Origin of the sequence: Serratia nevei, from assembly GCF_037948395.1 — a bacterium.
In the GTDB taxonomy this organism is placed as follows: Bacteria; Pseudomonadota; Gammaproteobacteria; order Enterobacterales; family Enterobacteriaceae; genus Serratia; species Serratia nevei.
The window spans coordinates 2,120,631-2,145,898 of record NZ_CP149940.1 but is presented as its reverse complement, the minus strand read 5'-3'; the positions used below and the strand labels follow the sequence as shown (position 1 = coordinate 2,145,898).

The 25,268-nt window shown below is 62.3% G+C and carries 23 protein-coding genes; 9 read left to right on the top strand and 14 right to left on the bottom strand.

Annotation, left to right across the window (positions count from 1 at the left end; genetic code table 11):
• Window positions 1-31: 31 nt before the first annotated feature.
• Window positions 32-1,261: a peptidase T gene (gene pepT, locus V8N38_RS10325; protein ID WP_147840263.1), complete on the bottom strand. Its 1,230-nt coding sequence runs from the start codon at window positions 1,259-1,261 to the stop codon at window positions 32-34.
• Window positions 1,262-1,318: 57 nt separating this feature from the next.
• Between pepT and V8N38_RS10320 the strand changes: the two genes are divergently transcribed.
• The 5 genes from V8N38_RS10320 (at window position 1,319) to potD (ending at window position 5,627) form a co-directional block, all read left to right on the top strand.
• Window positions 1,319-1,591, top strand: a complete 273-nt coding sequence (locus V8N38_RS10320) for a hypothetical protein (protein WP_126179550.1) — start codon at window positions 1,319-1,321, stop codon at window positions 1,589-1,591.
• Between the two features lie 25 nt (window positions 1,592-1,616).
• Window positions 1,617-2,732 (top strand): spermidine/putrescine ABC transporter ATP-binding protein PotA, encoded by a 1,116-nt coding sequence (potA, locus tag V8N38_RS10315; protein WP_060419354.1) that lies wholly within the window; start codon window positions 1,617-1,619, stop codon window positions 2,730-2,732.
• Window positions 2,716-3,576, top strand: a complete 861-nt coding sequence (potB, locus tag V8N38_RS10310) for a spermidine/putrescine ABC transporter permease PotB (RefSeq protein ID WP_060419356.1) — start codon at window positions 2,716-2,718, stop codon at window positions 3,574-3,576. Before potA ends, potB begins: the two co-directional genes overlap by 17 nt.
• Window positions 3,573-4,355 (top strand): spermidine/putrescine ABC transporter permease PotC, encoded by a 783-nt coding sequence (gene potC, locus V8N38_RS10305; RefSeq protein ID WP_047727722.1) that lies wholly within the window; start codon window positions 3,573-3,575, stop codon window positions 4,353-4,355. The genes potB and potC overlap by 4 nt, the downstream gene beginning before the upstream one ends.
• 228 nt (window positions 4,356-4,583) lie before the next feature.
• Window positions 4,584-5,627, top strand: coding sequence for a spermidine/putrescine ABC transporter substrate-binding protein PotD (gene potD, locus V8N38_RS10300; protein WP_060419358.1), 1,044 nt, complete (start codon window positions 4,584-4,586; stop codon window positions 5,625-5,627).
• A gap of 46 nt (window positions 5,628-5,673) precedes the next feature.
• Here the strand turns inward: potD and cobB are convergent, their stop codons facing one another.
• From cobB to V8N38_RS10270, 6 genes are all read right to left on the bottom strand, one after another.
• Window positions 5,674-6,510, bottom strand: a complete 837-nt coding sequence (cobB, locus tag V8N38_RS10295) for a Sir2 family NAD+-dependent deacetylase (RefSeq protein WP_015377583.1) — start codon at window positions 6,508-6,510, stop codon at window positions 5,674-5,676.
• Between the two features lie 11 nt (window positions 6,511-6,521).
• A complete protein-coding gene (nagK, locus tag V8N38_RS10290) occupies window positions 6,522-7,442 on the bottom strand; it encodes an N-acetylglucosamine kinase (protein WP_060442606.1) in 921 nt (306 codons plus the stop codon).
• Between the two features lie 53 nt (window positions 7,443-7,495).
• Entirely contained in the window at window positions 7,496-8,743 is a 1,248-nt protein-coding gene (lolE, locus tag V8N38_RS10285; protein WP_147840264.1) for a lipoprotein-releasing ABC transporter permease subunit LolE, read from the bottom strand.
• The gene (gene lolD / locus V8N38_RS10280) at window positions 8,743-9,447 is read right to left on the bottom strand and encodes a lipoprotein-releasing ABC transporter ATP-binding protein LolD (RefSeq protein WP_147840265.1); all 705 of its coding nucleotides are present in this window, start codon (window positions 9,445-9,447) and stop codon (window positions 8,743-8,745) included. Before lolD ends, lolE begins: the two co-directional genes overlap by 1 nt.
• Window positions 9,440-10,642, bottom strand: a complete 1,203-nt coding sequence (lolC, locus tag V8N38_RS10275) for a lipoprotein-releasing ABC transporter permease subunit LolC (protein ID WP_147840266.1) — start codon at window positions 10,640-10,642, stop codon at window positions 9,440-9,442. Before lolC ends, lolD begins: the two co-directional genes overlap by 8 nt.
• A 105-nt stretch (window positions 10,643-10,747) precedes the next feature.
• Entirely contained in the window at window positions 10,748-11,389 is a 642-nt protein-coding gene (locus tag V8N38_RS10270; protein WP_147840267.1) for a transcriptional regulator, read from the bottom strand.
• A gap of 93 nt (window positions 11,390-11,482) precedes the next feature.
• Between V8N38_RS10270 and V8N38_RS10265 the strand changes: the two genes are divergently transcribed.
• Both V8N38_RS10265 and mfd read left to right on the top strand, forming a co-directional pair.
• On the top strand, window positions 11,483-12,466 hold the full coding sequence (locus V8N38_RS10265; protein ID WP_147840268.1) for a threo-3-hydroxy-L-aspartate ammonia-lyase: 984 nt from the start codon (window positions 11,483-11,485) through the stop codon (window positions 12,464-12,466).
• A gap of 152 nt (window positions 12,467-12,618) precedes the next feature.
• Window positions 12,619-16,092 (top strand): transcription-repair coupling factor, encoded by a 3,474-nt coding sequence (mfd, locus tag V8N38_RS10260; protein WP_147840269.1) that lies wholly within the window; start codon window positions 12,619-12,621, stop codon window positions 16,090-16,092.
• Window positions 16,093-16,126: 34 nt separating this feature from the next.
• On the opposite strand, the gene V8N38_RS10255 is transcribed toward mfd, so the two are convergent.
• The gene (locus V8N38_RS10255; RefSeq protein ID WP_147840270.1) at window positions 16,127-17,227 is read right to left on the bottom strand and encodes a GGDEF domain-containing protein; all 1,101 of its coding nucleotides are present in this window, start codon (window positions 17,225-17,227) and stop codon (window positions 16,127-16,129) included.
• 199 nt (window positions 17,228-17,426) lie between these two features.
• On the opposite strand from V8N38_RS10255, the gene V8N38_RS10250 reads away from it, so the two are divergent.
• Entirely contained in the window at window positions 17,427-17,912 is a 486-nt protein-coding gene (locus tag V8N38_RS10250; protein ID WP_147840271.1) for a heme-degrading domain-containing protein, read from the top strand.
• Window positions 17,913-18,144: 232 nt separating this feature from the next.
• The gene (gene dauA, locus V8N38_RS10245) at window positions 18,145-19,833 is read left to right on the top strand and encodes a C4-dicarboxylic acid transporter DauA (RefSeq protein WP_060419372.1); all 1,689 of its coding nucleotides are present in this window, start codon (window positions 18,145-18,147) and stop codon (window positions 19,831-19,833) included.
• Between the two features lie 48 nt (window positions 19,834-19,881).
• Here the strand turns inward: dauA and kdsA are convergent, their stop codons facing one another.
• Genes kdsA through hemA form a run of 6 tightly spaced genes read right to left on the bottom strand, consistent with a single transcriptional unit; the run spans window position 19,882 to window position 25,256 of the window.
• A complete protein-coding gene (gene kdsA / locus V8N38_RS10240; protein WP_038872048.1) occupies window positions 19,882-20,736 on the bottom strand; it encodes a 3-deoxy-8-phosphooctulonate synthase in 855 nt (284 codons plus the stop codon).
• A gap of 58 nt (window positions 20,737-20,794) precedes the next feature.
• The gene (gene sirB1 / locus V8N38_RS10235) at window positions 20,795-21,604 is read right to left on the bottom strand and encodes an invasion regulator SirB1 (RefSeq protein WP_038872030.1); all 810 of its coding nucleotides are present in this window, start codon (window positions 21,602-21,604) and stop codon (window positions 20,795-20,797) included.
• Window positions 21,601-22,002 (bottom strand): SirB2 family protein, encoded by a 402-nt coding sequence (locus V8N38_RS10230; protein ID WP_170310367.1) that lies wholly within the window; start codon window positions 22,000-22,002, stop codon window positions 21,601-21,603. Before V8N38_RS10230 ends, sirB1 begins: the two co-directional genes overlap by 4 nt.
• Window positions 22,003-22,043: 41 nt before the next feature.
• Window positions 22,044-22,877 carry a peptide chain release factor N(5)-glutamine methyltransferase gene (gene prmC, locus V8N38_RS10225; RefSeq protein ID WP_060419374.1) on the bottom strand — a complete coding sequence of 278 codons (834 nt, stop codon included), beginning with the start codon at window positions 22,875-22,877 and terminating at the stop codon, window positions 22,044-22,046.
• Entirely contained in the window at window positions 22,877-23,962 is a 1,086-nt protein-coding gene (prfA, locus tag V8N38_RS10220; protein WP_033638166.1) for a peptide chain release factor 1, read from the bottom strand. Before prfA ends, prmC begins: the two co-directional genes overlap by 1 nt.
• A 31-nt stretch (window positions 23,963-23,993) precedes the next feature.
• Complete coding sequence (hemA, locus tag V8N38_RS10215) at window positions 23,994-25,256, bottom strand: glutamyl-tRNA reductase (RefSeq protein ID WP_033638164.1); 1,263 nt, start codon at window positions 25,254-25,256, stop codon at window positions 23,994-23,996.
• Window positions 25,257-25,268 lie beyond the last annotated feature (12 nt).

Sequence of the window (25,268 nt, the reverse complement as noted above, 5' to 3'; positions counted from 1 at the left end):
CAAGCGATTATGCCGATCGCAAGCGTCCCGTTTACCGCGCCCGCTCGGCGGCCAGCGCCGCGATGCGCATGATCACCGCCACCGCTTGCTCCATGCCTTCCAGGGTCACGAATTCGTGCTTGCCGTGGTAGTTGTAGCCGCCGGTGAACAGGTTCGGGCACGGCAGGCCGCGGAACGACAGCTGCGCGCCGTCGGTGCCGCCGCGGATCGGCTTCATCACCGGTTCGATGTCGCAGTCGCGCATCGCCTGCTGCGCCAGCGCGATCACATGCGGGTGCTCCGCCACCTGTTCGCGCATGTTGTAATAGCTGTCTTCGATGCTCACTTCGATATAGCAATCGCGCGGCAGGCCTTTGCCGACCTCGCGGGCGATGTCCACCATCTTGCGCTTGCGCGCTTCAAACCCCTCGCGCTCGAAGTCGCGCAGGATATAGTGCATTTCGGCGCGCTCTACGCTGCCCTTGATGCTGCTGAGGTGATAAAAGCCCTGGTAGCCTTCGGTGGTCTCCGGCGATTCGTCCGCCGGCAGCGCCTGATGAATGCGGGTGGCCAGCGACAGCGCGTTGACCATCACGCCCTTGGCGCTGCCGGGGTGCACGCTGTTGCCGAGGATTTTGATCGTCACCGAGGCGGCGTTGAAGTTCTCGCACTCCAGCTCGCCGACGCCGCCGCCGTCCATGGTGTAAGCCCATTCGGCATTGAAGGCCGCCACGTCGAACAGCTGCGCCCCCTTGCCCACCTCCTCGTCCGGGGTGAAGGCCACACGGATGTCGCCGTGCGGGACTTTGCGCGCACGCAGGCGCACCATGGCGGTGAGGATCTCGGCGATGCCGGCCTTGTCGTCGGCGCCCAGCAGCGTTTTGCCGTCGGTAGTGATCAGGGTCTGTCCCAGCATCTGGTGCAGGATCGGGAACATCACCGGCGACAGCACTTCATCACCGATGCCGAGCGCGATGTCGCCGCCGCGATAGTTCTCGACGATCTGCGGATTGACGTGTTTGCCACTGAAATCCGGCGAGGTATCCAGATGGGCGATAAAACCGACCGCCGGCACCGGCCAGGCGACGTTGCCCGGCCAGGTGCCCATCACGCAGCCGTGTTCGCTGAGCGACACCCGCTCGAAGCCGAGCGCGATCATTTCCTGCTGCAACGCACGCGCCAGCTTCAACTGCCCGTCGGTGCTCGGCACATGCTTTACGTTCGCTTTGGACTGGGTGTCGAAAGAGACGTAGTTGAAAAAGCGGTCAAGTAATTTGTCCATGGTAGCGGCCCCTCAGAATATCGCGTTTCATTATGCGGAACCGATCAGGATCAAATATTGCGTCAGGTCATTTTTAACCAGAATTCGCCAATATCATTAATCTTTGTGATGATTTCTGAGGGAAATAACACTGTCATCACAGGGTCATTTGTCGCTATCATGATGAAAAACGCGGCATCTGGGCCGGATCGGCTTTCAATTCCGGCATTCAGCGTCTATCATGCGCGCTCGAAAAATTTCCATTGGCGCAACTGGTTTGAGCTTCATTTGATCAGCGGGCATTCCGCAAGCTCCGGCAGTCTTTTCCAGTTGCGGTTCTATCTGCATTAGCCCACGGGATAGAGTAATACGATAAATGACTGAGACATCCTCTCTGACTCCCCTTGTTGAACTGCATGCCCTGAGCAAAGCGTTCGATGGCAAAACCATCATTGCCGATCTCGAACTGGCGATTAACCACGGCGAATTCCTCACCATTCTCGGCCCCTCCGGCTGTGGCAAAACCACGGTGCTGCGCCTGATCGCCGGTCTTGAAGACGCCGATCGGGGCCGCATCGTGCTCGACGGCCAGGACATCACCGCCATTCCGGCCGAACATCGCCACGTCAACACCGTGTTTCAGAGCTATGCCCTGTTTCCGCACATGTCGGTGTTCGACAACGTCGCCTTTGGCCTGCGCATGCAAAAGGTGCCGGCGGCGGAACTGACGCCGCGCGTCGAAGAGGCGCTGCGCATGGTGCAGTTGGATGCGTTCGCCAAGCGGCGGCCGGGCCAGCTCTCCGGCGGCCAACAGCAGCGCGTGGCCATCGCCCGCGCAGTGGTCAACAAGCCGAAGGTGCTGCTGCTGGACGAATCGCTGTCGGCGCTGGACTACAAGCTGCGCAAACAGATGCAGAACGAGCTGAAGGCGCTGCAGCGCAAGCTGGGCATCACCTTCGTGTTCGTCACCCACGATCAGGAAGAAGCGCTGACCATGTCGGATCGCATCGTGGTGATGCGTGAAGGCCGCATCGAGCAAGACGGCACGCCGCGTGAGATCTACGAAGAGCCGAAGAACCTGTTCGTCGCCAGCTTTATCGGCGAGATCAACATCTTCGACGCGGTGGTCTTGCAGCGCCTCGATGCGCAGCGGGTGCGCGCCAACGTCGAAGGCCGCGAGTGCGACATCTATGCCGATCTGCCGGTAGAGCCGGGCCAAAAGCTGAAGGTGCTGCTGCGCCCGGAGGATCTGCGGGTAGAAGAAGTGAACGACAGCGCGCAGCACGACGGGCTGATCGGCTACGTGCGCGAGCGCAACTACAAAGGCATGACGCTGGAGTCGGTGGTTGAGCTGGAGAGCGGTAAAACGGTGATGGTCAGCGAGTTCTTCAATGAAGACGATCCGGACGTCGACCACTCGCTCAATCAGAAGATGGCGGTGACCTGGGTTGAAAGCTGGGAGGTGGTGCTGGCCGATGAAGAAATCGCGTAAAGTCTTCCAGAATGTGGTGATCGTCGGCGTCGTCGCCTGGCTGCTGCTGTTCGTGTTCATGCCGAACCTGATGATCATCGCCACCAGCTTCCTGACCCGCGACGACGCCAATCTGGTGCAGATGGTGTTCACGCTGGATAACTACCGGCGCTTGTTCGATCCATTGTACGCCCAGGTGCTGCTGCACTCGCTGAACATGGCGCTGATCGCCACCCTGTGCTGCCTGGTGATTGGCTACCCGTTCGCCTTTATCCTGGCGCGGTTGCCGCAGAAGGTGCGGCCGCTGCTGCTGTTTCTGCTGATCGTGCCCTTCTGGACCAACTCGCTGATCCGCATCTACGGCCTGAAGCTGTTTCTCAGCACCCGCGGCTATCTCAACGACGCGCTGCTGTGGATCGGCATCATCGACAAGCCGCTGCGCATCATGTACACCTCGGAAGCGGTGATCCTCGGCCTGGTGTATATTCTGCTGCCGTTTATGGTGATGCCGCTCTACTCCAGCATCGAAAAACTCGATAAGTCCTGCCTGGAGGCGGCGCGCGATCTCGGCGCCAGCAAGCTGCAGACCTTTATCCGCATCATCGTGCCGCTGACCATGCCGGGCATTATCGCCGGCTGCCTGCTGGTGGTGCTGCCGGCGATGGGGCTGTTCTTCGTCGCCGATCTGATGGGCGGCGCCAAGAATCTGCTGATCGGCAACGTGATTAAAAGCCAGTTCCTCAATATCCGCGACTGGCCGTTCGGCGCGGCTACCAGCATCTGCCTGACGCTGGTGATGGGGCTGTTGCTGCTGGTCTATTACCGGGCCGCCCGCCTGCTGAACAAGAAGGAGGATCTGGCATGATCGGACGTCTGCTGCGCGGCGGTTTTATGACGCTGGTATACGCCTACCTGTATATCCCGATCGTCATCCTGATCGTCAACTCCTTCAACGCTTCGCGCTTCGGCATCAGTTGGCAAGGAGCCACCACCAAGTGGTACAGCACGCTGCTGAATAACGACAGCCTGCTGCAGGCCGCCGGCCATTCGCTGACCATGGCGGTGCTCTCCGCCACCTTCGCCACGCTGATCGGCTCGCTGACTGCGGTGGCGCTGTACCGTTACCGCTTCCGCGGCAAGCCGTTCGTCGGTGGCATGCTGTTCGTGGTGATGATGTCGCCGGACATCGTGATGGCCATCTCGTTGCTGGTGCTGTTCATGCTGCTCGGCATTTCGCTCGGCTTCTGGTCGCTGCTGTTCTCGCACATCACCTTTTGCCTGCCGTTCGTGGTGGTGACCGTCTACGCGCGCCTGAAAGGGTTCGACGTGAAGATGCTGGAGGCCGCGCGCGATCTTGGCGCAAGCGAGTTCACCATTCTACGCAAGATCATCCTGCCGCTGGCGATGCCGGCGGTGGCGGCCGGCTGGCTGCTGAGCTTCACCCTGTCAATGGACGACGTGGTCGTCTCCTCCTTCGTCACCGGGCCGAGCTACGAAATCTTGCCGCTGAAGATCTATTCGATGGTGAAAGTCGGCGTCTCGCCGGAGGTCAACGCGCTGGCCACCATTTTGCTGCTGCTGTCGCTGGTGCTGGTGATCGCCAGCCAGTGGGTGATGCGCGATCGCTCGCCCAAGGCCGAGTAGCCCTTCCCGCCGGGCGCGGCGGCGCCCGCCTCTTTCATTCGCCGCAGTGATGTGACTGCGGCCGTTTTTGATCGGCCAGGCTCGGTTAACCCGCTGATTTGCCGCTGGGATAACCGCCTTTACCCACCCCGCCTCGGCCCCTATAATGGCCCCTTTCTGGGGTATGGCGCGGCCGCCAAACGGTTTGCCCATACGGGTTCGGCTCATTACTGCTGAAGGATACGCTGCATGAAAAAGTGGTCACATCTGCTCGCAGCCGGGATGATGGCGCTGAGTTTCTGCTCTGCAAACGCCTCTGACGGCAAAACGCTGTATTTCTATAACTGGACTGAATACGTCCCGCCGGGGCTGCTGGAGCAGTTCACCAAGGAAACCGGCATCAAGGTGATCTATTCCACCTATGAATCCAACGAAAGCATGTATGCCAAGCTGAAGACCTATAAAGACGGCGCGTACGATCTGGTGGTGCCTTCCACCTACTTCATCGCCAAGATGAGCAAGGAAGGCATGCTGCAAAAAATCGACAAGAGCAAGCTCAGCCACTTCAAGGATCTCGATCCTGCCCTGCTGAACAAGCCGTTCGATCCTAATAACGACTACTCCATCCCTTACATCTGGGGCGCCACCGCCATCGGCGTTAACAGCGATGCGCAGGAGCCCTCTACCGTCACGTCCTGGGCCGATCTGTGGCAGCCGCAGTACAAAGGCCGCCTGCTGCTGACCGACGACGCGCGCGAAGTGTTCCAGATGGCGCTGCTCAAGCTGGGCTATTCCGGCAACACCACCGACCCGAAAGAGATCGAAGCCGCCTACCACGAACTGCAGAAATTGATGCCGAACGTGCTGGCCTTCAACTCCGACAACCCGGGCAACCCGTTTATGGAAGGGGAAGTCAACGTCGGTATGGTGTGGAACGGTTCGGCCTTCGTGGCGCGCCAGGCCGGCACGCCGCTGGAGATCGTCTGGCCGAAGGAAGGCGGGATCTTCTGGATGGACAGCCTGGCCATTCCGGCCAACGCGCGCAACGTCGAGGGGGCGCTGAAGCTGATCGACTTCCTGCTACGGCCGGAAATCGCGGTGCAGGTGGCGGAAACCATCGGTTACCCGACGCCGAACCTGGCGGCGAAGAAGCTGCTGTCGCCGGAGATCGCCAATGACAAGTCACTCTACCCGGATAAGGCGGTGATTGAGCACGGCGAGTGGCAAAACGACGTCGGCGACGCCAGCACGCTGTACGAAAGCTACTTCCAAAAGCTGAAAGCCGGGCGCTAACACGCCCCGCCATCCCATCAGGGCGCAGTGCGCCCTGATGCATTTCTCAGGGCCTGTCGGCCCGCGCCACCTTGCCCACCAGGAATTTGTGCACAAAACGCGGCACCACTTCGCTGGCCAGGCCGTAGTGTTTCTCGTCGAACTGGCTCTCCACCTGGCTCGGCTCCAGGTTCAGCTCCATGGCGTAGGCGCCGCCCAGCCGCGCCTCATGCACGAAGCCGGCCGCCGGATAGACGTGGCCGGAGGTGCCGATGGCGACGAAGAAATCGGCCTTGCTCAGCGCTTGATAAATATCGTCCATGCCCAGCGGCATCTCGCCGAACCACACCACGTGCGGCCGCAGCGGCGCCGGGAACTGGCAGCAGTGGCAACGGTCGTCAACGCTGAGATCGCCGGGCCATTCGAACACCTGGCCCGACTGGGTGCAGCGCACCTTCAGCAATTCGCCGTGCATGTGCAGCACCCGCTTGCTGCCGGCGCGCTCATGCAGGTTATCGATGTTTTGCGTGACCAGCAGGAAGTTGTCCCCCAGCCACTCTTCCAGATCCGCCAGCGCGCGGTGCGCGGCATTCGGAGCGATCTCCTCCGTCTGCAGCTGGCGGCGGCGTTCGTTGTAAAACGCCTGCACCAGCGCCGGATCGCGCTGAAAACCTTCCGGCGTGGCGACGTCCTCCACCCGGTGCTCTTCCCACAGCCCATCCGCGGCGCGGAAGGTGCGAATGCCCGATTCGGCCGAAATGCCGGCCCCGGTCAACACCACCACAAACGGCTTTTTCAGCTCGGCCGCCGCCATGGTGTCACGGTGAAAAATGCGTGAACGAAAGCGCTGATGCAGCACATGCTTACTCTTGCGAAACTGACACAGCCGATGGCGAGTGTGCATTAACTCTCTCCTTACTTTTCCCTGTTTACCAAATTGAGGAACGCTGCGCCGCGCACGCCGCCGGCGTCGCCATAGCGCGCCTTCTCGATGCGCGGCAGCCGGGCCACCCGCAGCAGGTGCGCCGGCAGCCGCTGCGGCAACGCCTGGTAAATGGCGTCGAAGTTCGACAGCCCGCCGCCGATCACCACCAGGTGCGGATCCAGCACCGTCAGCAGGTTGCCCAGGCAGATCGCCAGCACGTCCATAAAGCGGTCAACGTGAGCCACCGCCTGCGGCTCACCCGCCTGATAATGCGCAATGATCTCGGTGGCAGGCAAGTGCCGGCCATAGAAATGGGCATACATCCATTCGAAACCGCGGCCCGATATGTAATTTTCAATGCAACCCTGATGGCCACACCCGCAGGCAACGCGAGGCACATCACGCCCCAAGACCTCGAGCGCGTCCACCGGCAGGCGCAAATGGCCGAACTCGCCGGCAATATAGTTACGCCCTGGCACCGTCTTGCCGTCGACGATCAGCCCACCGCCTACGCCGGTGCCGAGGATGATGCCCAGCACCGTCGGGTAGCGGCGAAACTCGTCGTCCCAGGCCTCCGACAGCGCAAAGCAGTTGGCGTCGTTATCGACCCGCACCTCGCGCCCGATCAGCGCCGCCAGATCGCGCGGCAGCGGCCGCCCCATCGCCGCCGGCACGTTGGCGGTAAACAGCGTGCCGTCATCGTCGTTGGGCAGGCCCGGGATGCCGATGCCGACGCTGCCGCGCCGGCCGCAAAACGCATCCGCCTCAAGGGTCAGATCGCACAGCGTGGCCAGCAGCTGCCGGTAATCTTCACGCGGCGTCGGCACCCGCTTTTGCCAAATGCGCTGCAGGTGGTCGTCGAACACCCCCAGCTCAATCTTGGTGCCGCCCATATCGAAACCGTAGTACATAACCCATCCCCAGGCTAAAAAAACGGGGCGGCATCGCTGCCTCCCCGTGGGTTTTATTGTCCGCTCAGCACCCGCGCCGGGTCGATGCGGCTGGCGCGCCTGGCCGGATACCAACTGGCCAACAGGCTCAGCACGATGGCGGTTGCCAGCACGATCAGCACGTCCAGCCAGTGCAGCTCGGAAGGCAGGAAGTCGATGAAGTAGATATCGCCCGACAGGAAGGAGTGGCCGACCAGTTTCTCGATGCCCCGGATGATGTTGGTCAGCTGCAGCGAGGCGATCACCCCGATCACCACGCCGCTCAGGCTGCCCAGCAGCCCGGCCAGCAGCCCATACCAGATGAAGATGGCGCGGATAAAGCCGTCTTTGGCGCCCAGGGTGCGCAGCACCGCGATGTCGGCGCTTTTGTCTTTCACCGCCATCACCAGCGTGGACACGATGTTGAAGCAGGCCACGCCGATCACCAGCACCATCGCCAGGTACATAATGGCGCGGATCATCTGGATATCGCGATACATGTAGCCGTACTTGCCGATCCAGCTTTTGATGTAGATATAAGAATTGGTCACTTCGCCGGCGTCGCGCACCAGTTTATTGGCGGCGAACACGTCGTTCATCTTGAGAGCGATACCCGTGACACTGTCACCCATGTCGAGATACTGCTGCGCATCGGCCAGCGGCACCAGCGCCAGGCTGTGATCGAGCTGGCCGCTGAGCTGCAAAATGCCGGTCACGTGCAGACGGATGCGCTTCGGCTGCAGCAGCTTCATTTCCGGGTCGCTGTTGGGGATCATCACCGTCACATAGGCGCCCTGCTTGACGCCCAGCGCGTCGGCCACGCCCTTACCGAGGATCACCTGCTGCTCGCCGGGCTTGAAGTTGGCCCAGGCGTCACCCTGCACATACTGCGGCAGCGCGCTCAGTCGGCTCTCCTGCTGCGGATCAACGCCTTTGACTTCCACCGCGCGCAGCTGCGCGCCGTTCTCCATCAGGCCGGTAAAGTTGATGTACGGCGCGGCGGCCACAATGCCCTGCACCTTTTCCACCCGCTGCAGAATCGACGGCCAGCCGCTGAACGGCTGATTGACCGGCTCGAGTTCGCCGTGCGGCACCACCGCCAGAATTCGGTTCTTCAGCTCGCGCTCAAAGCCGTTCATCGCGCTCAGGCCGACGATCAGCACCGCCACCCCTAGCGCAATGCCGATGGTGGAGATGACCGAGATCAGCGACACCATGCCGCCGCGTTTACGGCCGCGGCTGAAACGCAGGGCCGTCAGGAAGGACAGTGAGGCTCCCGCCATTACTCGGCCCCCATCAGGGTCAGCTGCGCCTGCAGGTGGCCGTCGGCCATTTCCAGCTGGCGGCTCAGGCGCTTGGCCAGCAGCAGATCGTGCGTCACCACCAGAAAAGCGGTGCCCTGACGCACGTTCAGCTCGCCCAGCAGATCGAAGATGCTGTCTGCGGTGCGTTTGTCCAGGTTACCGGTCGGTTCGTCCGCCAGCACCAGCGCCGGGTTGTTGACCAGCGCGCGCGCGATCGCCACGCGCTGACGCTCGCCGCCGGAGAGCTCGGACGGGCGGTGCTTGCTGCGTTTTTCCAGCCCGACCGCCGCCAGCATCTCCCGCGCCTTCTCCTGCGCCTGCGCCGGCTTGGCGCCGCCGATCAGCAGCGGCATGGCGGCGTTTTCCAGCGCGGTGAAGTCCGGCAGCAGATGGTGAAACTGATAGATGAAGCCCAGCTGGCGGTTGCGCAGCTCGGCCTTGGCCGCCGAAGACATGGCGTTCAGCGATTCGCCCTTGAAGATCACCTCGCCGGAGGTCGGTGAGTCCAACCCGCCCAGCAGGTGCAACAGGGTACTCTTGCCGGAACCCGAGCTGCCGACGATCGCCATCATCTCGCCCTGCTGCATGGCAAAGCTGACATTGCGCAGCACGTCGGTGTGCAGATTGCCTTCCTGATAGGTCTTGCACAGGTTGTCACACTGCAGCAAAAGATGGTTACTCATAACGTAAAGCCTCAGCGGGTTGTACGGCGGCAGCGCGCCATGAAGGATAAAGCGTTGACAACAAGGAAACCGCCATCGCCACCACGGCGATGACCGTTACCTGCAGCGGATCGACCGCCACCGGCAGCGAAGCGCCGTCGATCAAGGCGCCGAGGATCGGCATCAGGTTATTCAGGTTGGTGGCCAGCAGCACGCCGAGCAGCGTGCCGAGCAGCGAACCGATGATGCCGGCGCTGGCGCCCTGCACCATAAACACCGACATGATCTGGCGGCGAGTCAGCCCCTGGGTCTGCAGAATGGCGACCTCGCCCTGCTTTTCCATCACCAGCAGGCCGAGCGACGTAATGATGTTAAACGCCGCCACCGCCACGATCAGGCTGAGCAGCAGCCCCATCATGTTTTTCTCCATGCGCACCGCCTGGAACAGCTCGCCCTTGCGATCGCGCCAGTCTTTCCAGACCGTGCCCGCCGGCAGCGCCTGTTGGCTGAGGGTATCGACCGCCAGCGGCTGCTGCAGGAACAGGCGCCAGCCGGTGATGTTGCCGGCCGGGTAGCGCATCAGGCGCGAAGCGTCCTGTTGGTTGACCAGCAGTTGATAGCCGTCCACCTCGCTGTTGGCGTGGAACGTGCCGATAAGGGTGAACAGGCGCTGGCTGGGAATGCGGCCCATCGGTGTGAACTGGCTGGCGCTCGGCACCATCACGCGCAGCGAATCGCCGCGCTTGACGCCGAGTTGCCCCGCCAGCTGTTCGCCGATGATGATGTTGTATTGGCCCGGCTGCAGCTGTTGCTGCTTGACGTTGACCAGATACGGGGTCAGCGGATCGGCTTCGTCGGGATTGACGCCGAGCATCACCCCGACCGCCACGCTGCGGGCGCTTTGCAGCACCACGTCACCGGTGGTCAGCGGTGCGACGCGCGTGACGCCCTGCAGCTTCTGCACCTCGGAGGCCGGCAGCTGCTGCGGGTTGACCGATCCTTGCGGACTGGTAACCAATGCCTGCGGCATCAGGCCGAGGATGTTGTTCTCCAGATCCTTTTCGAAACCGTTCATCACCGACAGCACGGTGACCAACGCCATCACCCCCAGCGTAATGCCGATGGTGGAAAGCCAGGAAACAAACCGCCCGAAGCGGTCTGAGGCTCGCCCGCGCATGTAGCGCAGGCCAATGAATAACGCGACAGGTTGATACATGAAATCCGTTTGATAGCCGTGGCTTAAGCAAAGTGATCATGGATAATAAAGGCTCTCCCTCGTTTAGGGAACACCCGGCGGCCTTTTATTGCGCCGGGCGGCCCCTCATCCGGCGTCTCGCTTGAGCAGGTTATAGACCGACACCCGCGAGATGCCGAGCGCTTCGGCCACCATGGTGGCCGCGCCGCGCAGTTGCAAATACCCTTGCTGCTTCAGCTGTTGCACCACCTGAAACCGCTGTTCGGAAGACAAAGCGCGCGGCTGGGTGGCATGCGACGCGGCGAACGCGTTGATCGCCGCGGCGATGTCCGACAGCGAGCGTGCAATCTCCGCCGCCTGCGGCGCGGCGCTTTGCACCACCGCCGTCAGCTGCTGCAGGATAGCGGTGACGCTGTTGAAGATAGACACATCCAGATTGAGGCAAATCGCCGCCACAAAGCGGCCCTGGCTATTGCGCAGGCCGATCGAGGTGCTCTTGGCCGGGCGCCCGTCCGGAAACACGCTGGCGTAGTTCTGCACCACGTCTGGAAACTCCGGCGACGCGATGCGCTCCAGCCCCATTTCCGTCGCGGCGTCGCCGATGCGGCGGTTGGATAGATTGTTGGCGATGGCGACAATGGCGCGATCGGGCTGGGTCAGATCGTGCAGCACCACTTCGCAACCGGGCGCGAACATCACGCCCAACGCCTGAACAATTTTTTCCGCTTCGCGCAGCAACAGCGCATTTTCCTGCCTGAGATCGCTCATTAAGTTAACCATTTGACAATAACTTTACAAAGAGTAAATTAAAAATCCACACCAAGCAATGTATCGTCCATCACTTACCTGTGCGAGGTCGCCATGAGTTCAGTCCCACGCTGCATCACCGCCTCCGATATTGCCACCGCCGCCGACGTTATCGCCGGGCATGCCCTGCGCACGCCGGTCATGACTTCGCGCCAGGCCAACCAGATCGCCGGCGCGCAGCTGTTCTTCAAGTGCGAGAATTTTCAGCGCATCGGCGCCTTCAAATTTCGCGGCGCCTATAACGCCATCGCGCAACTCAGCGCAGAGCAGCGTCGGGCCGGGGTAATCGCCTTTTCATCCGGCAACCACGCACAGGCGATGGCGCTGGCGGCGCACGAATTGGGCGTTAGCGCCACCATCGTAATGCCCCATGACGCCCCTGCGGCCAAGCTGGCGGCGACGCGCGGCTACGGCGCCAACGTGGTCATCTATCAGCGCCACAGCGAAGATCGTGAAGAAATCACCCGACGCCTGGCCGCAGAGCGGGGCCTGACGCTGGTGCCACCGTACGATTATCCGCAGGTGATCGCCGGCCAGGGCACCGCCGCCAAGGAGCTGTTTGAAGAGACCGGGCCATTGGATCTGCTGTTGGTGTGCACCGGCGGCGGCGGCCTGCTGGCCGGCAGCGCGGTAGCGGCGCATCACTGGTCGCCGGGCTGCCGCGTGTTCGGCGTCGAGCCTGAAGCCGGCAACGACGTTCAGCAAGCCTTTCAGCGCGGTGAACCGGTGCACATCCCGGTGCCGAAAACCATTGCCGACGGCGCGCAGACCCAACAGGTCGGGCAGCTGACCTTCCCGATCATTCAGGCCTATGTCGAAGGCATTCTGACGGTCAGCGACGCCCAGCTGTGTCGGCAAATGCGCTTCTTTATGGAGCGGATGAAAATGGTGGTTGAGCCGACCGGCTGCCTGGCGGCCGCGGCGGCGATGAACGGCCTGCTCGATCTGCGCGGTAAAAAGGTCGGCGTTATCGTCAGCGGCGGCAACCTCGACGTCGACAAGATTGCGCACTATCTCGCCCTGGCCGGCGAAAATTAACGCGGCGCATCGGTTAAATAACAGGCGGAACATCAGGGTATAGCGCTTTTTGCTGTGTCAGTTTGGCGGCCGCTGGGCTACTATAAACAGCATAAAGGCGCTGGGTTATCCGTGCCGGAACGCCCTCTAACACATTGATTAAAGATACCTGAATGAGCACTTCCGATAGCCGTAACCGTTCCTCATCCCCCCGTTATTCTCTGCCCGATCGCGCGGGCGATCTGCGCCAGCTGGGGCAACTGACCGGCGCGGCCTGCGCCGTGGAGTGCGCCGAGATCGTCGAACGCCACCCTGGCCCGGTGATGCTGATCGCGCCGGACATGCAGAACGCCCTGCGGCTGCGCGACGAGATCCAGCAGTTCACCGACCAGATGGTGACCACGCTGTCCGACTGGGAAACCCTGCCGTACGACAGCTTCTCGCCGCATCAGGAAATCATCTCGGATCGTTTGTCGAGCCTGTATCACCTGCCGACCATGGCGCGCGGCGTGATTATTCTGCCGGTCAACACCCTGATGCAGCGCGTCTGCCCGCACGAGTTCCTGCACGGCCACGCGCTGGTGATGAAGAAAGGCCAGCGCCTGTCGCGCGACAAGCTGCGCGCGCAGCTGGAACAGGCCGGTTACCGCAGCGTCGATCAGGTGATGGAGCACGGCGAATTCGCCACCCGCGGCGCGTTGCTCGATCTTTACCCGATGGGCAGCGATGAGCCTTACCGCATCGACTTCTTCGATGACGAAATCGACAGCCTGCGCATCTTCGACGTCGATAGCCAGCGCACGCTGAGCGAAGTCGAGGCCATCAATCTGTTGCCGGCCCACGAGTTCCCCACCGACAAAAACGCCATCGAGCTGTTCCGCAGCCAGTGGCGCGAGCAGTTTGAGGTGCGCCGCGACGCCGAGCACATCTATCAGCAGGTCAGCAAAAGCGCCTGGCCAGCCGGCATCGAATACTGGCAGCCGCTGTTCTTCAGCCAGCCGCTGCCGTCGCTGTTCAGCTACCTGCCGGCCAATACGCTGATCGTCAACACCGGCGATCTGGAGGGCGCCGCCGAGCGCTTCTGGCAGGACGTCAGCCAGCGTTACGAAAGCCGCCGCGTCGATCCGATGCGCCCGCTGCTGGCGCCGGATACGCTGTGGCTGCGCGTCGACGCGCTGTTCGGCGAGCTGAAGGCCTGGCCGCGCATCGCGCTGAAAACCGATGAGCTGCCGGCCAAGGCCGGCAATACCAATCTGGACTACCATGCCCTGCCCGATCTGGCGGTGCAAGCGCAGCATAAATCCCCGCTGGATAACCTGCGGCGCTTTATCGAAGGCTTCGACGGCAGCGTGATTTTCTCCGTCGAGAGCGAGGGGCGGCGTGAAACGCTGCAGGATCTGCTCGGCCGCATCAAGCTGGCGCCGGCGCTGATTCAGCGCCTCGATCAGGCGGAAACGGCGGGCCGTTACATGATGGTCGGCGCCGCCGAACACGGCTTCCTCGACGGCCTGCGCCAGCGGGCGCTGATCTGCGAAAGCGATCTGCTCGGCGAGCGCGTCAGCCGCCGCCGGCAGGACAACCGGCGCACCATCAATACCGATACCCTGATCCGCAACCTGGCGGAGCTGCATCCCGGCCAGCCGGTGGTGCATCTGGAGCACGGCGTCGGCCGCTACGTCGGCCTGACCACGCTGGAGGCCGGCGGCATCAAGGCCGAGTACCTGATCCTCTCCTACGCCGGTGAGGACAAGCTGTACGTGCCGGTTTCTTCGCTGCATCTGATCAGCCGCTACGCCGGCGGCGCGGACGAAAACGCCCCGCTGCACAAGCTGGGCGGCGACGCCTGGACGCGCGCGCGGCAGAAAGCGGCCGAGCGCGTGCGCGACGTGGCGGCGGAGCTGCTGGATATCTACGCCCAGCGCGCCGCCAAGGCCGGTTTCGCCTTCAAACACAATCGCGAACAGTATCAGCTGTTCTGCCAGAGCTTTCCGTTCGAAACCACGCCGGATCAGGAACAGGCGATCAACGCGGTGCTGAGCGACATGTGCCAGCCGCTGGCGATGGACCGCCTGGTGTGCGGCGACGTCGGCTTCGGCAAAACCGAAGTGGCGATGCGCGCCGCCTTCCTGGCGGTGGAAAACGGTAAGCAGGTGGCGGTGCTGGTGCCGACCACCCTGCTGGCGCAGCAGCACTTCGACAACTTCCGCGATCGCTTCGCCACCTGGCCGATCCGCATCGAAATGATGTCGCGCTTCCGCAGCGCCAAAGAGCAGCAGCAGGTGCTGGACGACGCGGCCGAAGGCAAAGTGGACATCATCATCGGCACCCACAAGCTGTTGCAGAGCGATCTGCGCTGGAAAGACCTGGGGCTGCTGATCGTCGATGAAGAACACCGCTTCGGCGTGCGCCATAAAGAACGCATCAAGGCGATGCGCGCCGACGTCGATATCCTGACGCTGACCGCCACGCCAATCCCGCGTACCCTGAACATGGCGATGAGCGGCATGCGCGATCTGTCGATCATCGCCACCCCGCCGGCTCGCCGGCTGGCGGTGAAGACCTTCGTGCGCGAATACGACAGCCTGGTGGTGCGCGAGGCGATCCTGCGTGAAGTGCTACGCGGCGGCCAGGTTTACTACCTCTACAACGACGTGGAAAACATCGAGAAAGCGGCGCAGCGCCTGGCGGAACTGGTGCCGGAAGCGCGCATCGCCATCGGCCACGGCCAGATGCGCGAACGCGATCTGGAACGGGTGATGAACGATTTCCACCACCAACGCTTCAACGTGCTGGTGTGCACCACCATCATCGAGACCGGCATCGATATCCCCAGCGCCAACACCATCATCATCGAGCGGGCCGATCGCTTCGGCCTGGCGCAGCTGCACCAGCTGCGCGGCCGCGTCGGGCGGTCGCACCACCAGGCTTACGCCTATCTGCTGACGCCGAACCCGAAAGCCATGGGCACCGATGCCCATAAACGGCTCGAAGCCATCGCATCGCTGGAAGATCTCGGCGCCGGTTTCGCGCTGGCGACCCACGATCTGGAGATCCGCGGCGCCGGCGAACTGCTGGGCGAAGACCAGAGCGGCCAGATGACCACCGTCGGTTTCTCACTCTACATGGAGCTGTTGGAAAGCGCCGTCGATGCGTTGAAAAACGGCCGCGAACCGTCGCTGGAAGATCTCACCAGCAGCCAGACCGAGGTGGAACTGCGCATGCCGGCGCTGCTGCCGGAAGATTTCATTCCCGACGTCAATACCCGTCTGTCGCTGTACAAGCGTATCGCCAGCGCGAAGAGCGACGGCGAGCTGGACGAGCTGAAAGTCGAGCTGATCGACCGCTTCGGCCAGTTGCCGGACGCGGCGCGCAACCTGTTGCAGTGCGCGGCGCTGCGCCTGCATGCACAGAAGCTGGGCATCAAACGCATCGAGAGCAACGAGCGCGGCGGCTTTATCGAGTTCGGCGACAACAACCGCGTCGATCCCGGTTATCTGATCGGCCTGTTGCAGGGCAATCCGCAGGTTTACCGCCTGGACGGCCCGAGCAAGCTGAAGTTCACGCTCGATTTGGCCGACCGCCAGAAACGCCTGACGTTCACCGAAGATCTGCTGGACGCCTTCCGCGAACACACGCTGGCGGCCTGAGCCAACGCCTCCCGCCGGCGCGGCGGGAGGCGGCTTATTCGCGCGGGAAACCGGCGCCCAGCGGCGCCAGCTGCATCACGCGGCTGGCCACCACCCGATTTTTACCGCTGCGCTTCGCCTCATATAACGCTTCGTCAGTCATGGCGATCGCCTTGTCCAGCGTCATGCCGGGCAGATACAGCGACACGCCGATCGACAGCGTGATGTGCGCTTCATCGTGGGCATTCAGCAAGAACGTCGAGCTCTCCACCGCGCTGCGAATGCGCTCCGCCACCCCACCGATGACCAGCGGATCGTAGCTGGCGGTGATCACCATAAACTCCTCGCCGCCGTAACGCCCGACGAAGTCCTCGTTGCGCACGCTGTTTTGCAGCAGCCGGCCGACGCTGGCCAGCAGCACGTCGCCGGCCGGGTGGCCGTAGGTGTCATTGATCTTTTTGAAATCATCCAGATCGAGGATCATCAGCCCGCACGGGCGGCGTTCGGCGCGCTGCAGCATCAGGTGGTAATCGACGCTGGCGCGGTTGTTGATATGGGTCAGGCTGTCGGTCGTGGCGCGGGCGCGCATCGCGAAATAGGCGTAGATGTGGCGCTCTTTGAAATTCAGCGCATGGTAGCAAATCGCCAGGCAGAGCGCGGAAACCGCCTGGTACAGCAACACGTCCAGCCATAGCCCGCTCATGTCCACCAGCAGCCACACCACCGCGATGCGATACAGTGCGATGGCGCCGATCGTCAGGTAAAACACCCAGTGGGATTTCTTCAGCCACACGCGCGACAGCAGCAACGGCACCAGGATTGAGGCGATAAACAGGTTATCGACGGTGAAACCGCCGGTCAGCGCCATGGCGAACAAAAAGCTCACCAGCCCACTGATACCGCCGCCGAAAAAAGTCACCAGGATCATCGGAATCATCGAAAAGCTGTAGTGCACCTTATCGGTCAGCTCCAGCCGGTCCTGGCTTAAATACAGCACCGCCACCCCGGCCAACAGGCCGAATACGACGCGCTTCCACAGCGCAGAGCGATAGGAGAACGGCGCATTTTTACTGAGAACGAAATAGCTTACCGACAGCGTGGCGTAGGTGATGCAGGCGTCGCTGTAAATGGCGGGAATGGACGCAATGTAGGTCATAAATAGTCAGCGGCTCCTCGGGATCGCCAGGGGTTGATATGCAGACGTTGAATAACGCATCCCTGTCGTCTCCGCTTCGGCGGCGGCTATTTTACACAGTCTATTAATAGAGTAGCAGTTCTATCTTATCGCCAAGCCGTCTATCTCACGATGCGCGCTTCAGGCTACTCTGTGCTTTGTGTTATCGGGGGAGAACCACATGAATATCGACGATGAACTGCAGGCGCTCAGCGAACAGGAAGCGACGCTGGCCTTTACCCATTTTGACGCCGCCACCGCCTGGGAGCTGGGCGCGGCGCTGAAAACCGCCGCCGAGCGGCGCGGCCTGAGCATCGCTATCGAGATCCAACTGGCCGGGCAGACGCTGTTTTATTACGCCATGCCGAGCGCCACACCAGACATCGCCGACTGGGTACGGCGCAAGCGCAATCTGGTGAATCATTTTCACAAAAGCTCTTACGCCATCGGCCTGCGCCTGCAGCAGCGGCAAACGTCGCTGGAAGAGCGCTACGGGCTGAGCGTGCGCGACTATTCGGTGCACGGCGGCGCCTTCCCGCTCACCCTGGCCGGCCTCGGCTGCGTCGGCAGCATCAGCATTTCCGGCGCGCCGCAGAAGGAAGATCACCAGCTGCTGGTAAGCACTTTAGCCCACTTTCTCGGCTTATCCCTGCCCGCGCTCCACTAGCCGTTAAAACCTTGATTATTCCTTTCCTTTTCAGCCGCAGAATCTGCGGCTGACTTATCTGTTATCCGCATTTAGCGCCAAACAAAAGGGCGACTCTCTGATTTCCTGCGCCAAATTGACACAGGTCTGGTAATCCGCTGAACAAAAGGCGTATGGTATCTGTCACGTGACAAGACGGACCTCATCGGGCCCGCCATTCCTTTCACTTTTGAAGATTTGGTACGCACCGTAGATGAAAACGCATGAAATAAACAAAATTCGCCCCTTCAGCGCGCTGATAGACGCCTGCTGGCGGGAACCTTATAGCCTGGCGCGGTTGCTGAAAGACGCTATCGCCGGGGTGACGGTCGGTATTATCGCCATCCCGCTGGCGATGGCGCTGGCGATCGCCAGCGGCGTGCCGCCGCAGTACGGCCTGTATACCGCCGCCATCGCCGGGATCGTCATCGCCGTCAGCGGCGGTTCGCGCTACAGCGTCTCCGGCCCCACCGCCGCCTTCGTGGTGATCCTGTATCCGGTTTCGCAGCAGTTCGGATTGGCCGGCCTGCTGGTCGCCACGCTGATCTCCGGGGTGTTTCTGCTGCTGATGGGGCTGGCGCGCTTTGGCCGGCTGATCGAGTACATTCCGCTGCCGGTGACGCTCGGCTTTACCTCCGGTATCGCCATCACCATCGCCACCATGCAGATCAAGGACTTCTTCGGCCTGCAGCTGGCGCACACGCCGGAAAATTACGTCGGCAAGCTGTACGCCCTGCTGCAGGCGCTGCCAACGCTGGATTTCGGCGATACCCTGATCGGCGCGGTGACGCTCCTGATCCTGATCTTCTGGCCCAAGCTCGGCCTGCGGGTGCCGGGCCACCTGCCGGCGCTGCTGGCGGGCACCGCGCTGATGGGGCTGCTGGCGCTGTTTGACCACCCGGTGGCAACCATCGGCTCGCGCTTCAGCTACCTGCTGGCCGACGGCAGCAGCGGCCAGGGCATCCCGCCGATCCTGCCGCAGCTGCTGCTGCCCTGGGATCTGCCGGGCGGCGGCGGGCAGCCGTTCACCCTGAGCTGGCAAACCGTTTCCGCCCTGCTGCCGGCGGCGTTTTCGATGGCGATGCTCGGCGCGATCGAATCGCTGCTGTGCGCCGTGGTGCTCGACGGCATGACCGGCAAGAAGCACAACTCGAACAGCGAGCTGATCGGCCAGGGTGCGGGTAACATCATCGCGCCGTTCTTCGGCGGCATTACCGCCACCGCCGCGATTGCCCGTTCGGCGGCCAACGTGCGCGCCGGCGCCACTTCGCCGGTGTCCGCCATCATCCACGCGCTGCTGGTGCTGTTGGCGCTGCTGGTATTGGCACCGTGGCTCTCTTACCTGCCGCTGGCGGCGATGGCGGCGCTGCTGCTGATGGTCGCCTGGAACATGAGCGAGGCGCACAAGGTGATTTATCTGCTGCGCCGGGCGCCGAAGGACGACATTCTGGTGCTGCTGCTGTGCATGTCGCTGACGGTGCTGTTCGATATGGTGATCGCCATTACCGTGGGCATCGTGCTGGCGTCGCTGCTGTTTATGCGCCGCATCGCCCGCATGACGCGGCTGAGTGAGCTGAGCGCCGGCGACGGCCGCCTGGTGCTGCGGGTGAACGGCCCGCTGTTCTTCGCCGCCGCCGAGCGCATCTTTACCGAACTGCTGGCGCGCAGCGAAGGCTACCGCACGATCGTGCTGCAATGGGATGCGGTTCCGGTGCTCGATGCCGGCGGCCTGAGCGCCCTGCGGCGCTTTATCGACGTGCTGCCGGCAGACAAAAAGCTGGTGATCACCGACGTGCCGTTCCAGCCGCTGAAAACCCTGGCGCGTGCGCGGGTGCAGCCGATCGAGGGCCGCCTGCAGTTCTACCCGACGCTGCCGGAAGCGCTGGCGGCCACCGGCGCCTAAACGTAAAAAAGCCCGACGAGTCGGGCTTTTTTTTATGGCGACGAACGCTTAGTTGCTGGTATCCAGCTCCGGGAAGCTCTTCACCAGGTCGTCGATGGCTTTCATCTGCGCCAGGAACGGCTCCAGCTTGTCCAACGGCAGCGCAGACGGGCCGTCGCACTTGGCGTTTTTCGGATCCGGGTGCGCTTCGAGGAACAGGCCGGCCAGGCCAACCGCCATACCGGCGCGCGCCAGCTCGGCCACCTGAGCGCGGCGGCCGCCGGACGCGGCGCCGAACGGATCGCGGGTCTGCAGCGCGTGGGTCACGTCGAAGATCACCGGATGGCCGCCGGTCACGTTCTTCATCACGTTGATGCCCAGCATGTCGACCACCAGGTTGTCATAGCCGAAGTTGCTGCCGCGATCGCACAGGATCACCTGATCGTTGCCGCCTTCTTTGAACTTGTCGACGATGTTGCCCATCTGCCCCGGGCTGACGAACTGCGGCTTCTTGACGTTGATCACCGCGCCGGTTTTCGCCATCGCTTCCACCAGATCGGTCTGACGCGCCAGGAAGGCCGGCAGCTGGATCACGTCAACCACTTCGGAAACCGGCTGCGCCTGCGCCGCTTCATGCACGTCGGTGATGATTTTCACGCCGAAGGTTTTTTTCAACTCTTCGAAGATCTTCATCCCTTCTTCCAGGCCCGGACCGCGGTACGAGTGGATGGAAGAACGGTTGGCCTTGTCGAAAGAGGCTTTGAATACGTAAGGGATGCCCAGTTTTTGCGTCACGGTGACGTAGTGTTCGCAGATGCTCATCGCCAGATCGCGCGATTCCAGCACGTTCATACCGCCAAACAGCACAAACGGCAGATCGTTTGCTACGTCGATATCGCCAATGCTAACCACTTTCTGTTTCATGCTTTCGCCTTTGTTAAGGTTGTAACCGTCGCCTTGCAAACTGCACGGAGTCATTGAATTAATGCAGCGTCACCTGTTTCGGCTCAATCGAGTGGATCTGTACTTTGATCACTTCGCTGACCGGGTCTTCAGGACACTGCTCGACAAAATAGTTGAGGTCGGAGATCGCGATATGGTTGCACTCCAGCTGGGCGTAAATCAGCCCGCGGTCGCGGATCTCGTACGGATCTTCCGGATCGAAGCACAGCACCGTTTCGCTGGTGCGCAGCGCCATCTCCAGCTGCTTTTCTTCCATCAGGGCGGCCTTCAGCGTATCGAGCATCTTGCGCACCACCATGATGTTCTCCGACTCGTCGAGATCGTCGTCTTCCAGCTCGGCGCCCAGCCCCAGGTTGCCCTTGATCCACACTTCCAGCTGGTGTTCGCTCAGGGTTTCGCCGTTCAGCGGGTTGATCAGCCACAGCTCTTCGTCCAGCCAGTCGGCGCGCAGGATCAGCTGAGTGGGGAAAATCACCGGCAGCAGCGGCAGATCCAGCGCGTTGGCGATATGCAGGAAGATAGTGCCCAGCGAGACCGGCGTGCCCTGCCGCGCTTCCAGCACCTTGTCCAGCCAGATGGCGTCCGACAGGCGGTACACGCCGCTGGCGCCGCCGAATCCCCAGGTCTTGTAAAACAGTTCGATGAGCGCATCCAGTTGCTGCTCCTGAGTGATATCGACCGGCACCGCCGCGCGCGCTTCGTCCACCAGCTGTTGCAGCTTGCGCTCCACGTCGGCAACCGGGAAATCGCGCCGCACCGACTGCGACACCAGGATCACCCCTTCGCTCAGCGGCGAGGCGTTAAATTCAAAATCAGCAATGCTACTCATAGGTATCCCATCAGAAACGGTATTTTCGTCGTGGCAAGTTTAATTATCAGGTACAGGCAGCCCAACGCCAGCACGAACGCCACGGTTCGCAGCCGCTGACTTTTGGTCTTCTTGCCCAATGCGACGTAGCCAAGCAGGATATAGATAATAACGCCAAACAGCTTCTCGGTCAGCCATGAGTCCATACCCAGCAGCGGATAAAACCCGAACGTCACCACCAGCGCGATGCCGCTGACGAACAGCAGCGTGTCGTTCAGGTGCGGCGCTACCTTGACCCAGCGGCGGCCCATGATCGGCGAGCGGCGCCACTGCCAAAAGAAACGCAGCACAAACAAGGTAATACTGATGGCGACCGTCAGCAAATGGAAATGTTTCAACGCGGTGTATGCAGTCATGATGCTCCCTTAAATGGCTCGGGCGTCGTTATTATGAGAGGCGCTTATCCCGGCCATTGGCCGAGCGTCACGCGGTCGTTGTCGCCATAATCACGGTGGGTGGCGACAGCGGAAAATCCGGCGGCCTGCAGCAGCGCACGCACGCTCTCGCCCTGCTGCCAGCCATGTTCCAACAGCAGCCAGCCCTGGGGCTGCAAATGGTGCGGCGCCTGGCGCACGATGGCGGCCAGATCCGCCAACCCACGATCGGCGGCGACCAGCGCGCTGCCGGGCTCGAAGCGCACGTCGCCCTGCGACAAATGCGGATCGGCGGCGTCGATATAGGGCGGATTGCTGGCGATCAGCGCGAAGCGTTGCCCCGCCACCGGCGCAAACCAGCTGCCCTGTAGAAATCGGACGTTGTCGATCTTCAGCTTGTGCGCATTGTGCTGCGCCAGCGCGACCGCTTCCGGCTGCACATCGACGCCGATAGCCGAACAGTCCGGGCGCTCGCTGGCCAGCGCCAGCGCGATGGCGCCGGTGCCGGTGCCGAGATCGAGGAAGTGGCAGGGTTGCGGCGGCAGGCGCGCCAGCGCCAGCTCCACCAGGCATTCGGTATCCGGGCGTGGGATCAGCGTTGCGGGTGAAACCGACAGCGGCAGCGACCAAAATTCGCGCTCGCCCACCAGATAGGCCACCGGCTCACCGCGTTCGCGGCGCGCCAGCAGCGTCTCCAGCTGCTGTTGCTGCGGCGGCGTCAGCAGGGTTTCACCGAACGCCATCAGGAAGGTTCTGGCCTTGCCGGTCACGAAACCCAACAGGATTTCCGCGTCGCGCCGGGCGCTGTCGCTGTGGGTCAAACGCGCGGCGGCGGCTTTCAGCCAGTGTTGATAGTCCATCACTCTTGCTCGGCGGACAGCGCAGCCAGCTGATCGGCCTGATACTCCTGCACGATCGGCTGGATCAGCATGTCCAGTTTGCCTTCCATCACTTCGTCCAGGCGGTAGAGCGTCAGGTTGATGCGGTGGTCGGTCACCCGCCCCTGCGGGAAGTTGTAGGTGCGGTTACGGTCGGAACGGTCGCCGCTGCCCAGCAGGTTGCGGCGAGTGGACGCCTCGGCCTGCTGGCGCTTGGCCATCTCGGCGGCGCGAATGCGCGCGCCCAGCACCGACATCGCCTTGGCTTTGTTTTTGTGCTGTGAACGCTCGTCCTGGCACTCCACCACAATGCCGGTCGGCAGGTGGGTGATGCGGATTGCCGAGTCGGTGGTGTTAACGTGCTGGCCACCGGCGCCGGAGGAGCGGAAGGTGTCGATTTTCAGATCGCCCGGGTTGATGTCCGGCAGCTCGGCTTCCGGCACTTCCGGCATCACCGCCACGGTGCAGGCGGAGGTGTGGATGCGCCCCTGGGATTCGGTTTCCGGCACGCGCTGCACGCGGTGGCCGCCGGATTCAAACTTCAGCTGACCGTACACGCCGTCGCCGGAGACTTTGGCGATCACTTCTTTGAAACCGCCGTGTTCGCCTTCGTTGGCGCTCATCACCTCGACGCGCCAGCGGCGGCTTTCCGCATAGCGGCTGTACATGCGGAACAGATCGCCGGCGAAGATCGCCGCCTCATCGCCGCCGGTGCCGGCGCGCACTTCGAGGAAGCAGCTGCGCTCATCGTCCGGATCTTTCGGCAGCAGCAACACCTGCAGCTGCTGTTCCAGCTCTTCGCTGGCCGCCCGCGCCTGTTTCAGCTCTTCCTGCGCCATCTCGCGCATTTCCGGATCGTCCAGCATCATTTCCGCCGTCTCCAGATCCTCCTGCACCTGACGCCATTCCAGGAAGCAGCGGCTGACGTCGGTCAGCTGCGCGTATTCTCGCGACAGTGCGCGGAACCGGTCTTGGTCGGCGATAACGCCGGCATCGCCGAGCAGCGCCTGCACTTCTTCATGGCGCTCTTGTAACGCTTCCAGTTTGGCAACAATAGAAGGCTTCATGCGTGGTAATAAACCCTGTTAATAGAGAAAACTAATGCTGATCCAGCCCGAGGCTGTCGCGTAATAACTGCAACCGCTCCACGTCGCCGTCGCCGGCGGCCTGCTGGAGGGATTTGGTAGGGGCATGAATAAGACGGTTGGTCAGTTTATGGGCCAGCTCGTGAATAACCTGCTCCACGTTGGCGCCCTGCGCGATGGCGGCCAGCGCTTTGGCCTCCATCTCTGCGCGAATTTGGTCGGCCTGCGAACGGTAGTCGCGGATGGTTTCCACCGCGCCCTGCGAGCGCAGCCAGGCCATGAAGTTGGTGCTTTCTTGCTGCACGATCGACTCCGCCTGCACCGCCGCCGCTTTGCGCTGCGCCAGGTTGCTTTGAATGATGGCGTGCAGATCGTCCACGCTGTAGAGATAGGCGTTGGCCAGTTTGCCGACTTCCGGTTCGATGTCGCGCGGTACGGCGATATCCACCAGCAGCATCGGCTGGTTGCGGCGCGCCTTCAGCGCGCGCTCCACCATCCCCTTGCCGATGATCGGCAGCGGGCTGGCAGTGGAACTGATGATGATGTCGGCGTCCGCCAGGCGTTCGTCGATCTCCGGCAGGGTGATCACCTCCGCGCCGACTTCGTCCGCCAGCAGCTGGGCGCGTTCGCGGGTGCGGTTGGCAATGATCATGTGCCGCACTTTGTGTTCGCGCAGGTGGCGCGCCACCAGCTCGATGGTTTCACCGGCGCCCACCAGCAAGACGTTGAGATCGGCCAGCGATTCGAAGATCTGGCGCGCCAGGGTACAGGCGGCAAAAGCCACGGAGACCGCGCTGGCACCGATGTCGGTTTCGGTACGCACGCGCTTGGCGACGGAGAAGGATTTCTGGAACAGACGCTCCAGCTCGCCGGACAGCGACTGGCCGCGTTGCGACTCGGCGAAAGCTTTTTTCACCTGCCCGAGGATCTGCGGTTCGCCCAGCACCAATGAGTCCAACCCGCTGGCCACCCGCATCAAATGGCTGACCGCGTCGTTGCCCTGATGCCAGTACAGGCTTTTCTTCACCTCTTCCGGGCGCAGGTTGTGGTAGGCGCACAGCCAGGCGACCAGCTGCTCGTGCATGTGTTCCTGCTGCTCTACGCTGAGGTACAGCTCGGTGCGGTTGCAGGTGGACAACACGACGCCGCCCTGCACCAACGGTTGTTGGAGCAAGCTGGTCAGCGCCTCATCGATGGACTCTGGCGAGAAGGTCACCCTTTCACGCAGAGAAACCGGAGCGGTTTTGTGATTTATACCTAACGCCAGCAGGGTCATTGCTTCGAGTAA